General features: G+C 59.0%; 11 protein-coding genes. 10 read left to right on the top strand and 1 reads right to left on the bottom strand.

Going from position 1 to position 12,429, the window contains the following annotated elements; translation table 11 throughout:
* Window positions 1–99 precede the first annotated feature (99 nt).
* The 10 genes from ACQR3R_RS11520 (at window position 100) to ACQR3R_RS11475 (ending at window position 9,782) form a co-directional block, all read left to right on the top strand.
* Window positions 100–942: a transporter substrate-binding domain-containing protein gene (locus ACQR3R_RS11520; protein WP_428272280.1), complete on the top strand. Its 843-nt coding sequence runs from the start codon at window positions 100–102 to the stop codon at window positions 940–942.
* Between the two features lie 52 nt (window positions 943–994).
* On the top strand, window positions 995–1,816 hold the full coding sequence (locus ACQR3R_RS11515) for an ATP-binding cassette domain-containing protein (protein ID WP_428272279.1): 822 nt from the start codon (window positions 995–997) through the stop codon (window positions 1,814–1,816).
* Between the two features lie 11 nt (window positions 1,817–1,827).
* On the top strand, window positions 1,828–2,499 hold the full coding sequence (locus ACQR3R_RS11510) for an ABC transporter permease subunit (protein WP_428272278.1): 672 nt from the start codon (window positions 1,828–1,830) through the stop codon (window positions 2,497–2,499).
* Between the two features lie 10 nt (window positions 2,500–2,509).
* Window positions 2,510–3,175: an ABC transporter permease subunit gene (locus ACQR3R_RS11505; protein WP_428272277.1), complete on the top strand. Its 666-nt coding sequence runs from the start codon at window positions 2,510–2,512 to the stop codon at window positions 3,173–3,175.
* Window positions 3,176–3,211: 36 nt separating this feature from the next.
* The gene (locus tag ACQR3R_RS11500; RefSeq protein WP_428272276.1) at window positions 3,212–4,093 is read left to right on the top strand and encodes a dihydrodipicolinate synthase family protein; all 882 of its coding nucleotides are present in this window, start codon (window positions 3,212–3,214) and stop codon (window positions 4,091–4,093) included.
* 57 nt (window positions 4,094–4,150) lie between these two features.
* Complete coding sequence (locus ACQR3R_RS11495; RefSeq protein WP_428272275.1) at window positions 4,151–5,194, top strand: 4-hydroxyproline epimerase; 1,044 nt, start codon at window positions 4,151–4,153, stop codon at window positions 5,192–5,194.
* Complete coding sequence (locus ACQR3R_RS11490) at window positions 5,191–6,489, top strand: FAD-dependent oxidoreductase (protein WP_428272274.1); 1,299 nt, start codon at window positions 5,191–5,193, stop codon at window positions 6,487–6,489. Before ACQR3R_RS11495 ends, ACQR3R_RS11490 begins: the two co-directional genes overlap by 4 nt.
* Window positions 6,486–7,967, top strand: a complete 1,482-nt coding sequence (locus tag ACQR3R_RS11485; RefSeq protein ID WP_428272273.1) for an aldehyde dehydrogenase family protein — start codon at window positions 6,486–6,488, stop codon at window positions 7,965–7,967. The genes ACQR3R_RS11490 and ACQR3R_RS11485 overlap by 4 nt, the downstream gene beginning before the upstream one ends.
* A gap of 10 nt (window positions 7,968–7,977) precedes the next feature.
* On the top strand, window positions 7,978–9,000 hold the full coding sequence (locus ACQR3R_RS11480; protein ID WP_428272272.1) for a proline racemase family protein: 1,023 nt from the start codon (window positions 7,978–7,980) through the stop codon (window positions 8,998–9,000).
* Between the two features lie 71 nt (window positions 9,001–9,071).
* Window positions 9,072–9,782, top strand: a complete 711-nt coding sequence (locus ACQR3R_RS11475) for an FCD domain-containing protein (RefSeq protein WP_428272271.1) — start codon at window positions 9,072–9,074, stop codon at window positions 9,780–9,782.
* Between the two features lie 145 nt (window positions 9,783–9,927).
* On the opposite strand, the gene ACQR3R_RS11470 is transcribed toward ACQR3R_RS11475, so the two are convergent.
* Window positions 9,928–12,363: a TonB-dependent siderophore receptor gene (locus ACQR3R_RS11470; RefSeq protein ID WP_428272269.1), complete on the bottom strand. Its 2,436-nt coding sequence runs from the start codon at window positions 12,361–12,363 to the stop codon at window positions 9,928–9,930.
* Window positions 12,364–12,429: the final 66 nt, after the last annotated feature.

Here is a 12,429-nt window from a genome sequence, read left to right as displayed (position 1 = left end):
CGACTTTAATCTGCATACAGCGCTGCACACATGATGGCGCACATAGTTGTAGATTTGTACCTTCCTGCTTACAAGAACGAAATCATCGGAGAGGTCAAAATGGCTCGGTTCCTTCCTCGCACCATCCGCAACATGCTCGTTTGCGCATCCGCCATCGGCGCGTTGCTCACCCAGGTTCCAGCCCAGGCGGCTGATGTTTCACTGTGGAAAGACATTCAAAAGGCCGGCGTTCTGCGCTGCGGGGCCGCCGTCGCGGCGCCCTACGTCATGCGTGATGCACGCTCGGGTGAATACAGCGGCTACTTTGTGGACCTGTGCCGTGACTTCGGCGAGAAGGTGCTGAAGGTCAAGGTCGAGTTCGTCGACACCAACTGGGACAACCTCGTGGCGGGGTTGCAGGGTGGCAAGTGGGACATGGCCATGGCGCTGAATCAGACGCCTGAACGAGCACTGGCCGTGAGTTTTTCGGTGCCGGCAACCGACTATCAGGTCTCGCTGCTGGTGAATAAGGACAACTCGAAATTCGCCAGTGGCGGCAGTTCGATCAGCGATTACGACAAGCCTGAAGTGACGTTTGCCGTCATGTCTGGCACTGCGCAGGACAAGGCTATTTCGGCCGTCATCAAACAAGGCAAGATCATGCGCCTGCCGGGTATGGACGAGGTGCGCCTGGCCGTGATGTCCAAGCGTGCCGACGTTCTGGTCGATGCCAGTGACACCAATCATCTGTTCGCAATGGCCAACCCTGGATGGACCAAAGAGGTGCTGCCAAAACCCGCGTTAGCCAAACAAGGTGTGGCATTTGGCGTGCGCCGTGACGTCAGCGCCGCCGACTTGCAGACCCTGAACATTTACCTCTCCCAACGCCGTGAGACCGGTGAAATCGACGCCTTGGTCGATAAAGCCTCGCAGCTGGCGAACGCCGAAAAAACCCCTCAGTAAATCCCGCCGATGTCGAGCGCGCAGCAGGCTGCGCGCTCCCGGAGAATGTTCGATGAAAGCTTCCAGTCTAGCGGCGGTGCCGTCACGGCCTCTGCACGCCCTCGAAACGAAGAGCAGCGAGTTCATTCAGCTGCGCGATGTCTACAAGTCCTATGGCGAAAACCTGGTGGTTATGGACCACCTGGACCTGGATATGCGGGCCGACGATCGCCTGGTGATCATCGGTCCAAGCGGCAGCGGCAAGAGCTCATTGCTGCGCGTAATGATGGGACTTGAATGCATTCAGGGCGGGACTATCCGCTTCCAGGGCAAGCCTTACATCGACGGCAATGCCCGGGGCAAGGGCAAGCCAATGGACAGTTCGTTGCAAACCCAGGTGGGCATGGTGTTCCAGCATTACACCTTGTTTCCTCACCTGTCGGTGCTGGGCAACCTGATTCTGGCGCCGATGAAAGTGCACGGCCTGTCCCGGGGCCAGGCCACCGAAAAGGCGCGGACGTTGCTCGCCCGGCTCGGGCTGGAAAGCAAGATCAACGTCTATCCCAGCCAATTGTCCGGCGGCCAGAAGCAGCGCGTGGCGATCGCCCGGGCTCTGATGCTGGAGCCCAAGCTGATGCTGTTCGACGAGGTCACCTCGGCGCTTGACCCTGAAATGGTGATCGAGGTGCAGAACGTCATGTTGCAATTGGCCGAACAGAAGATGGCAATGATCATCGTCACCCACGACATGCACTTTGCCCGTCATATCGCCACCCGCGTGGTGTTTTGCGCCAACGGCAAAGTGGTCGAGGAGGGCCATCCAGACCAGTTGTTCACTCAACCCAAGGAGCGTCGCACCCGCGAGTTTCTGGAAAAAGTGCTGCACCTGGACTGAGGAGCCTGATCATGAATTATCAATTCGATTTCAACTTTCTCCAGGGCAACGCCGGCCTGTTGTGGGACGGGCTCAAAGTCACCCTGCAACTGGCGCTGGTGTCGAACGTTGTCGGCCTGGTGCTCGGTTTTGGTCTGTGCCTGCTGACCTTGAGTCGCTGGTTTTTCCTGCGCTGGCCGGCGCAGTTGTTTATCGAGTTCTTCCGTTGCACGCCGGTGCTGTTGCAGATCGTCTGGTTTTTCTACTGCGTGCCAATGTTGTTCGACGTGTTCATCGACCCGATCACCATGGGCGTGCTCGCGTTGGGATTGAACCTCACGGCGTTCAATGCCGAAGCCTATCGGGCGGGGGTGCAAGCGGTGCCCCGTGAGCATCTGGATGCCAGCATCGCCTTGGGGCTGCGCCCCTGGCAGCGAACGGTCTACGTGATTCTTCCGCAAGCGCTGCGCAGTGCCATTCCGGTGTTGATGACCAACGGCATCTCGATCCTTCAGCAAAGTGCGCTGGTGGCCATCGTTGCTGTGGGCGACCTGATGTACGTCGGCAAAAGCATCGCTACCGAAACCTACCGTCCGCTCGAAACCTATTCGCTGATCGCGCTCATCTACTTCGCGCTGTCGTTGCCCATCGCGCAGTTCGTGCAATGGCTGGAACGTCGTCAGGACACCGCGCTCGCGCGCTGAGGAGGTTGTCATGAGTCTTGATTTCACCGTGGTGTTTTCGTATTGGCAAGCCCTGCTGCAAGGGTTGGCGTTGACCCTGGTATTTACCGTTGGCTGCGCGATCCTGGGAAGCTTGTGCGGTTTTCTGCTGAGCCTGTTGCGGGCCTCGGGCAGTCGCTGGTTGAGCGTACCTGCTGGTCTGTACGTGGAGCTTTTCCGTGGTACGCCGCTACTGATCCAGCTGTTCTGGGTGTTTTTCTGTTTTCCGGTGGTGTTCGGCATCGACATCCCGCCGTACATGTCGGTGTTGCTGGCATTGACCCTGTACATGACCGCGATCACCAGTGAAACCTTCCGTGGCGCGCTCAAATCGATACCCGGCGAGCAGCATGACGCCTGCGTCGCACTGGGTCTGGCCTCGTGGAATAAAACGGTGTTCGTGGTGTTTCCCCAGGCCCTGCTGCGGGGCATTCCGCCGCTGCTTTCCAACGTGGTTTCACTGTTCAAGGAAAGCGCGCTGATTTCTTCGGTAGGCATCGCCGACCTGATGTTCGTCGGCCAGAACATCTCCAACAGCACCGCACGCCCGGTCGAGTTTCTGTCAGCGGTGGCGGTCATTTATTTCCTCGTGGCGTTCCCGCTGACCCGACTGGTTGGCGTGGTCGAGACGCGGATGCTGCGTCGTTATGCGTACTAACCCAACCCTCGTATTCAACTCCGTGGAGTGTCTGCAATGACTCAACTCAAGGGCATCCTGCCTGCTCTGGTCACACCGTTCGACAAGGCCGGCAAGGTCAATTACGACATGCTCGGCAATATCATCGAGTATCAACTGAAGGCTGGTGTCACCGGTTTTGTGCCGCTGGGTTCGACCGGTGAGTACTACGCACTGACCAACGAAGAACGCCGGCAGGTTCTGGCTGCTGTGCGAGAGATTGTAGGCGACCGTGGTGTGTTGATTGCCGGTGCGAATGGCTCTTGTACCCGCGAGGTTATCGAGCAAGTCAAACAGACCCGCGATGCCGGCTATACCAACCTGCTGATCGCGCCGCCTTACTATGCGCTGCCGTCCCAGGATGAGCTGATAGGGCATTACCAGGCGATTCTCGACGCCGTACCGGACATCAGTCTGGTGTTGTACAACTACCCGGTACGCACCAACGTCGAAGTCGGTTTTGGGGTGCTTGATGCCTTCAAGGACAACGCCCGCGTGATCGCGATCAAGGAAAGCAGTGGCAACCTGCTGCGAGCCATCGAAATCGGCAACACCTACAAGGACAACTATCAGCTCTCGTGCGGTTCGGACGACCAGGCATTGGATTTCTTCCTGTGGGGCGCCAGCAGCTGGATTTGCGGTCCGGCCAACTGCCTGACGCAGCAGGTCTGTGACTTTTACTCCAAATACACCGCAGGCGATCTGAGTGGTGCACAGGCCATCGTCCGGTCGTTATTCCCGGTACTCGCGGACATGGAGTCCGGCAAGTTTATCCAGAAGGTCAAATATGGTTGTGAGCTGGCAGGTTTCGATGCGGGCGCCGCGCGCATGCCGCTGCAACCGTTGACGACCGAGGAGAAGGCCAGTTTCCGCAAGGCTTTTGAAGTGGCGCTGGGCTAAAGGCATTGGCTGCATCGGTCGCCGCCGTGGCCGATGCAGCATGACGGAGTGAATGAGATGACCCGACACGTTTTCAACACTATCGAAGGCCATACCGAAGGCATGCCCGTACGCATGGTGATTGCCGGAGCACCCCTGCTCAAAGGCAAAACCATGAGCGAGCGGCGTGAACACTTCATGGCTGATTTCGACTGGATTCGCCGTAGCCTGATGCTTGAACCCCGTGGGCATTCGCACATGTCGGGCACTATTTTTTACCCGCCGATACGTGATGACAGTGACTTCAGCCTGTTGTTTATCGAGACGTCCGGTTGTTTGCCAATGTGCGGCCATGCCACGCTGGGTTCGATTACTTTTGCGCTGGAGGCTGGTTTGATCGAGCCGAAAGTGCCTGGCCTCGTAGTGGTGGATGTGCCGGCGGGGCAGATCCATGCGACGTACGAACGCGATGGCGACAAAGTCAGCTCGGTACGTTTCACCAACGTTGCCTCTTTCTTGCTGCACCGTGACCTGATTCTAAATTTTGCGCCATTGGGCTTGCTCAAGATCGACATTGCCTACGGTGGCAACTTTTATCCGATCATCGAGGTGCAAGACAACTTCCCGGGGTGCGAGCATTTCAGCCCACAGCAACTGCTGGAATGGGGCCGGGAAATACAAGCCTTGGTCAACCGCACGCTAGACGTGGTGCATCCGGAAAATCCGGCCATCAGGGGCGTCAAACATTGCATGTGGACCGGCGCGCCGTTATCAATGGAATCACAGGGGCGGGCGGTAGTGATCGCAGGTTCCAGCCTGATAGATCGTTCGCCGTGCGGCACCGGCAGTTCCGCCCGCGTGGCCCAGCGGTTTGCTCGTGGTTGGTTGACTGAGGCGGGTGCTTATCGTCACGAAAGCCTGATCGGTAGCTTTTTCGTCGGTCGCGTGGCGCAAACGCTGCAATTGGAGGACGGCAGCCCCGCGATTCGCCCCAGTATTGAAGGCCGGGCATGGATCACCGGACGCGCCGAGTTTATTGTCGACGATACCCAACCCTGGTGGGACGGCTTCAGTCTGGAAAATTACGCCGCTTGCGCCTCTACTCAAGAGACTTCCCTATGACACCTGCGCCATCCGCTGCACAAACACCTGCTCGCGCAGAGAAGGCAATCGTGGTCGGCGGCGGTATCGTCGGCGTGTGCTGTGCCCTTTATCTGCAACGCGAAGGTTATGCGGTGACCCTGATCGACCCGGCGGCTGCGGGCGATAGCACCGCTAAATGGAGTTGCGGGCAAATGGCAATCAGCGAAGTCATTCCGCTGTCCAAACCGGGCATCCTGAAAAAAATCCCTGGATGGCTGCTCGATCAGAAGGGGCCGCTCGCGCTCAGGCCGGGAGCGTTGCCCGGTATCCTGCCGTGGTTCCTTCGGTTTTTGGCGTGTGCCCGGCACTCGAAAATCGTTGAAATCGCCGAAGACCTGGCGACCCTGACGCATCATGTCTATGAAGACTACGCGCCGTTGTTGGCGGCGTGCCCGGACAAGGCATTGATGGGTGAACGGCCGATTATCGACGTGTTCGACACACCCTCGGGCGTTGAACACGAACGTGAGCATCTGGCGCTGCGCCAGGCGCTGGGTTTCAAGTCCGAGGTGCTGGACACCGCTGCAATCGCGGACCTTGAACCGTCGCTGGCGGGCAGATTCAAGCATGGCTTGCTGTTTTCAGACTGGCGCTCGGTCAGCGATACCGAGGGGTTTATCGCAGCGTTGACCCACAGTTTTCTTGATCAGGGCGGCATTCGTGTGCGCGGCCAGGTCAAGCGCATCGACGAAGTGGCTGACCGTGCCAGTGGCGTCACGCTTGGCGATGGCCAACGTTACCCGGCAGAACATGTGGTGATCGCCGCAGGCACAGGCTCGCGACAGTTTTTCCAACAGTTGGGCGCGCAGGTTCCACTGGCCGGGATCGCCGGTTATCAGGTGTTGCTGCCCAATCCCGGCGTGGAGATTCGTCACTCGGTGATTTATGCCGATGGAGGTTTCTGCTTCAGCCCGATGACGCGTGGTTTGCAGATTGGCGGCACCATCGAATTCGCCGGCCCGAATGCCGAACCGAACTTCAAGCGTGCCGACATCATTCTCGAAAAAGCACGAAAAATTCTTCCCCGGTTGCAGCTGGAAAATGTTGAGTACGGCGTCGGCTATCGGCCGTTCTTACCTGACACCAAACCGGTCATTGACCGAAGCACCCGATTGTCGAATGTGTTTTTGGCATTCGGCCACGGCCAGCTCGGCCTGACATTGGGTGCGACCACTGGACGACTCATCACAGACCTGGTTGTGGGGCGAACACCCGCTCAGGACCTGACCCCTTTTAGCGCTCAGCGCTTCGCCCTTATTGGAGGCCACGCATGAAATCCTATGACCAGCTGTACATCGACGGCCAATGGGTTCGCCCGAAAAATGGCGGCACTTTTGACACGATTGACCCCAGCAATGAATCGGTCATCACCCAGGTAGCTGCCGCCACGGCGCCTGATATAGACCTGGCTGTCAGCGCTGCACGCCGTGCATTTGATCAGGGCCCCTGGCCACAGATGAGCGGCGCCGAACGCGCGATTGTGCTGCGGGCCATCGCCAATGGCATCCGCGAGCGTCAGGATATGCTGGCCGAGCTTGAGGTGCGCGACAACGGCAAGCCGTTGCCGGAAGCGCAGTGGGACATCGCCGATACCGCAGGTTGCTTCGACTATTACGCCACCCTTGCCGATGAGCTGGACGGCCATCGTGAGCAGACCATCGTCCTCGGCGACGAACGTTTCACGTCCATTGCGCGCAAGGAGCCGGTGGGCGTCGCCGGGGCGATCATTCCCTGGAACTTCCCGATGTTGATGGCGGCCTGGAAAGTCGCCCCGGCATTGGCCGCCGGTTGCTGCATGGTGCTCAAACCGTCAGAACTGACTTCGTTGACTGCACTGGAACTGGCGGACATCGCGCATCAGGCCGGTTTGCCGGCGGGCGTACTCAATGTGGTGACCGGCCTCGGCCCGCAGGCTGGCGCACCACTGAGCGAGCATCCCGGTATCGATAAACTGGCCTTCACCGGCAGCGTGCCAACCGGCACGCGGATCATGCAGGCCGCCGCTCGTGACATTAAAAACATCAGCTTGGAGTTGGGGGGGAAGTCGCCTTTCATTATCTTCGACGACAGCGATATCGATGCTGCGGTTGAATGGATCATGTTCGGCATTTTCTGGAACCAGGGCCAGGTGTGTTCGGCAACCTCAAGGGTGCTGGTACAGCGTGACTTGTATGAACCCCTGCTGAAGCGGCTGGTGGAACAGACGCAACGCGTGAGCATCGGCAATGGCATGGACCACGGCGTGCTGCTCGGCCCATTGGTCAGTCGCGGCCAATACGACAAAGTACTGGCGGCCATCGCCCGTGGTCAGGAGGAGGGCGCGACACTGCTCTCTGGCGGTACGCGTCCGGTTCATTGTGACAAAGGCTATTTCATGACGCCGGCGATTTTTGCCGATGTGCCGGAGCACAGCTGGATCTGGCAGGAAGAGATTTTCGGTCCGGTGGTGTGTGTACGCCCGTTCGATGACGAAGCCGATGCTGTGCGCAGCGCCAATGACTCACGCTTCGGGCTCGCAGCGGCGGTGATGTCCCGAGACGTTGCCCGTGCCGAACGCGTCGCCCGTCGATTGCGTGCAGGCATCGTCTGGATCAATTGCTCGCAACCGACTTTCACCGAAGCCCCTTGGGGCGGCTACAAGCAAAGTGGTATCGGGCGTGAACTGGGCGTCTGGGGCTTGAACAATTACCTGGAAACCAAGCAGATCACCCGCTACGACAGTGATCAGCCTTGGGCCTGGTACATCAAATAAGGGGCCGGTCATGCGCTGGAAAAAGACGCTGCAAATGGTTGATGTGCACTGTGAAGGTGAGATCGGCAAGGTCATCATCGGCGGAGTGATTGATATCCCCGGCAAGACCTTGCTCGACAAGATGAATTACATCAACGAAGTCGACGACAGCCTGAGGCGCCTGGTGATTCTGGAGCCACGCGGTTGCCTGCAAATGTCGGTGAACCTGCTGGTGCCGCCCACGCGGCCCGAGGCTCAGGCCGGGTTCATCGTGTTGCAGGCGGACAAGGCTCACCCCATGTCCGGCAGCAACTGCATCTGTGTGGTCACCGCATTGCTGGAGCTTGGCATGCTGGAAATGGTCGAGCCCCTGACCACGGTGGTGCTGGATACACCGGCAGGTCTGGTGACCGCCCGGGCCCAGTGTGCGGAGGGGCGCTGCGTGAGCGTTTCGCTGGACATGGTGCCGTCCTTCGTCGAGCAACTGGACGCACCGATCGATACCGCGGACTTCGGAATGATCAAGGCAGACATTGCCTTTGGCGGTGTGTATTACGCTTTGGTCGATGTTGACCAGGTTGGCTTGGCCATCGCTCCAGAGAATGCGCGGCAACTGGCCACTCTGGGTGTTCGCCTCAAAGGCCTGATCAACCAACAGGTGAAGGTGTGCCACCCGTTGTTCAAGGAGCTCAACGAGGTGGCGTATGTGATGTTCCGCCACCGTGTCGATCAGTACACCTACCAGACATGCACCACGCTGCCACCAGGTCGGGTCGACCGCTCGCCCTGCGGCACTGGCAGTTCAGCGAATCTGGCGACCTTGAGTGCACGCAATCTGGTGAAGGTGGGGGACAAACTCACCTCGCGCTCGACCATTGGCGGCGAGTTTAAGGTCGAGTTGCTGGGGCTGACGGAAGGAGCCGGCAAACCGGCGGTGCTGCCCAGGGTTACCGGGCGCGCGTGGGTCTATGGGCTGCACCAGATCGGGGTCGACCCGGATGATCCTTTGGCGGCCGGTTTCATGCTGAGTGATACCTGGGGTGAGGGTTTTTAACTATCCCCGGGCAGATGTTAAAGTTGTGGGCTGGCCGGATGACCGGCCTGCACTGCCGAGAGCATGACCCTATGAGCAAAGAAACGACTGAACCTGCCAGTGGTGCCAAACGCCATGGCGGTCGCTACATCTACGAAGAATTGCGCAAGCAGATCCTGACGTTGAAGCTCAAGCCCGGCATGCCGCTGGACGAAGTGTCCCTGGCTGCACAGTTCGGTCTTTCCCGCTCGCCGGTGCGTGATGCGCTTGCTCGTTTGATCAGTGAAGGCCTGGTCACCATCCTGCCGAATCGCACGCTATTGGTGACCCCTTTCGAAATCGAGGAATTCCCCAATTACATCTCGGCCCTCGACCTGATCCAGCGCGCAGTGACGCGTCTGGCAGCCCTGCACCGCACCGATGAAGACCTGGTGCGCATTCGTGGTGCTGATGCGGCCTACCTCGACGCGGTCAGCACCGGGGACTTCCAGGCAATGTCCGAAACCAACAAGGCACTGCACATGGCCATTGCCGAGGCTGGGAAAAATCCGTACTTCATCAGCTACTACGAGAAGCTGCTGGGTGAAGGCCAGCGTCTGCTGCACCTGCACTTCGACTACATCATCAGTACGGCCAGCACCGCTTCACCCATCGGTCGAGACCACGATGAAATCGTCAACGCCATACAGGCGCGCAATGCCGATGAAGCGGAGAACGCAGCGCACGAACACACGATGCTGTTCCAGCGCCGGTTCCTGGCGTACCTGCAACAGAACCTGACGGCGAAGATGTCTGTAGGCTGAACGTTCTTGCGGATGAAGACACGCTGACGCTATCGAAGGTGGGTGGTGGAAGGGGCTTGATTGTCGACACTAATGCCCCACTTGCCGGAAACGAATTCCGGCAGTGTTAGCCCAAACGATCGTGAGCGAATCCCGTTGTTGAGGATTAGAACGACGGGGTGTACTTCACGGTGAACATCAGGTTGCGCGGGTCACCGAAATTGTTATTGCCGCTGAGCTGATTGTAGGCCGCCGTGATGTACTGCTTGTCGAACAGGTTGTTGGCGTTTACGGCCAAACCGATCTCCGGGGTCAACTGATAGCCGACACGCGCATTCCATACGGTATAACCCGGCACATCGTAGGTGTGTTCATAACCAAGCGTATGGCTTTGCGTGGTAAAGCCCAGGCCCGTGCTGACACGACTCCAGTCACCGCTGAACTGATAGTTGCCCCACACCCGCAGCATGTGTTTTGGCGTCCAGGTACTGAACACCTTGCCCTCGTTGACCGGGTCATCAAGGTATTGGGTGGTGTTGTAGGTGTAGCCGGCGAACAATTGCAGATTGTCGACGAGTTCACCGCTGATTTCCGCATCAATGCCCTGGCTACGCACTTTGCCCGCGGCCGTGGAGCAGTACCAACCGTCACACTCCATGCCTCCGGCAATATCATTCACCGCACGGTTTTTCTGGTCATAGCGGAACACCGCCAGGGACGTATTGACCCGACCTTCCATCAGCTCGCCCTTGAGGCCGATTTCGTAGTTGCTGCCAATCACCGGCTTGAGTATCGAGCCACTTGTGTCACGCACGGTCTGTGGCTGGAATACGTCGGTGTAGCTGGCGTACACCGCCCATTCGCGGCTCAGGTCGTAGACGATACCGGCGTAGGGCGTGACCTCACCGGTTTCCTTCGCGGTGCTTGGATCATCGGGAGTCGCGGTGTCACTGAAGGCGAATTGGGTCTTGGATTTGTAGTTGTAGTCGTACCAACTGACCCGTGAGCCCACGATCAATGTCAGGTCATCGACAGGCTTGACCCGCCAGGTGCCGTACAGACCCTTCTGACGAATGTCGTATTTGCTGAGGGTGCCGCGCCCGCCTGCGGTGTTGATCAAGGTGTCATAGTTGACTTTGGGACGGTCGTAATTCACGCCGAAGATCGTGTCGTCGTTGTTAGTGAAGGTCCGGGCGAGGCTGTCGTCCGTGGTCAGCTGGGAATAGTTGCCACCCAGCATGACTTCCTGCTGCATCGACAGCGCTTCAAACTTGCCGGTCAGGTTCATGTCGAGACCGACCTTGGTGGAGTCGAAATCGGTGACGAAGTTGGCGTATTGCACACCGCTGCCATCTGGCTCTAGACCGTCGCCGCTGCTTTGCACACGTTGGTTTTTCGACGTGTTGGTTTCGGTCATGCGCACGGCACCGGCCTTGAAAGCCCAGTCGTCGTTGAAGCGGTGCTCAAGATCGGTGTAGAGGGTAGTGACATCGATGTCTGAACGGTTCCAGCGCGCGCCAGTGAAGGTCGAACGCGAGACGTCGGGCATCGAACCGTCTGCGTAACGTGGCAGGCCGCGGATCATCGGACGCGAATCGCCATCGGATTGACTGATCGCCACCCCGAGTGTGGTGTCCTCGTTCAGGTCGAAGTCCAGCGCACCGTACAGCGAGAGCGTCTTGCTCCAGTCGTGGTCGATGAAGGAGTTGCTCTGGTCCTGGTCAGCGACGAAGCGGCCGCGGATGTTGCCGGCCTGGTTCAGCGGGCCGCCCGCGTCCACCTGCAGACCGTAGTGATCCCAGGAGCCGGCCTTGCCGGTCACGGTCACGGTCGGTGCAGTCTGCCCGCGTTTGCGCACCAGGTTGATCGCGCCGCCCGGGCTGCCCACGCCTTGCAGCAGGCCAGAGGCGCCGCGCAAAATTTCCAGGCGATCAAAGAAAATCAGGTCCTGGGTCGCCCAGTTGCCCAGCGCGTAGGTGTTACGCGGGATGGGAACGCCGTCGTACTGCCAGTCGTCGATCTGGAAACCGCGCGAAGACAGGATCATGCCCTTGCCGACACCCTGCAGGCCCACCAGGCCAGTGGTTTGGTTGACCGCGTCCTTGAGGTCGACCAGATCCTGGTCGTCCATCTGCTTGCGGGTCATCACGGTGACCGATTGGGGAATTTCCTTGAGCGTGTGCGTGCCCTTGCCGAGGGTCACTGCTCGGGCAGTATAGGAACCCGAGCCTTCTGTAGTGGCTTCGTTGCTGCGTTCAACGATGTGGGTGGCAGTCAGTTGCATGGCCGTGTTGCCATCCGTGATCGGCTCTACGCTGAAGTTACCTTGGTCGGTCACGCGTAATTGCAGGCCGCTGCCCGACAATGCCCTGCGCATCGCTTCCTCGACCGCCATCGAGCCGATCACCGAGGGTGCCTGTTTGCCCTGTACCAGCGATGGCTGCAGCGAAATGATGTGCCCACTTTGGCCCGCGATCGCATTGAGCGTGCTGGCGAGAGGCGCGGCCGCCAGGTTGAAGGTCAGGTTTTGCGCCATGGCAGGGCTCGAAAGAGTTGCCAGGGCAGCGGTGACGCAAAGGGCATGAGGCCAAGGGTTGAACACAACATTCTCCTGATTGTGTGGAAGTGTCAGGAGATAGGTGGGATGAGAAATGAAAACCAGACACAA

The sequence above is a fragment of the Gordonia sp. IEGM753 genome (genome assembly GCF_050321825.1).
Taxonomy (GTDB): Bacteria; Pseudomonadota; Gammaproteobacteria; order Pseudomonadales; family Pseudomonadaceae; genus Aquipseudomonas.
The sequence above is the reverse complement of the archived record's forward strand: the minus strand, read 5'-3'. Positions and strand labels throughout refer to the sequence as shown.

Excerpts from the sequence above, each read along its gene's own strand:
- ACQR3R_RS11520 (WP_428272280.1), top strand. The coding sequence starts at position 100 with ATGGCTCGGTTCCTTCCTCGCACCATCCGCAACATGCTCGTTTGCGCA.
- ACQR3R_RS11515 (WP_428272279.1), top strand. The coding sequence starts at position 995 with ATGAAAGCTTCCAGTCTAGCGGCGGTGCCGTCACGGCCTCTGCACGCC.
- ACQR3R_RS11510 (WP_428272278.1), top strand. The coding sequence starts at position 1,828 with ATGAATTATCAATTCGATTTCAACTTTCTCCAGGGCAACGCCGGCCTG.
- ACQR3R_RS11505 (WP_428272277.1), top strand. The coding sequence starts at position 2,510 with ATGAGTCTTGATTTCACCGTGGTGTTTTCGTATTGGCAAGCCCTGCTG.
- ACQR3R_RS11500 (WP_428272276.1), top strand. The coding sequence starts at position 3,212 with ATGACTCAACTCAAGGGCATCCTGCCTGCTCTGGTCACACCGTTCGAC.
- ACQR3R_RS11495 (WP_428272275.1), top strand. The coding sequence starts at position 4,151 with ATGACCCGACACGTTTTCAACACTATCGAAGGCCATACCGAAGGCATG.
- ACQR3R_RS11490 (WP_428272274.1), top strand. The coding sequence starts at position 5,191 with ATGACACCTGCGCCATCCGCTGCACAAACACCTGCTCGCGCAGAGAAG.
- ACQR3R_RS11485 (WP_428272273.1), top strand. The coding sequence starts at position 6,486 with ATGAAATCCTATGACCAGCTGTACATCGACGGCCAATGGGTTCGCCCG.
- ACQR3R_RS11480 (WP_428272272.1), top strand. The coding sequence starts at position 7,978 with ATGCGCTGGAAAAAGACGCTGCAAATGGTTGATGTGCACTGTGAAGGT.
- ACQR3R_RS11475 (WP_428272271.1), top strand. The coding sequence starts at position 9,072 with ATGAGCAAAGAAACGACTGAACCTGCCAGTGGTGCCAAACGCCATGGC.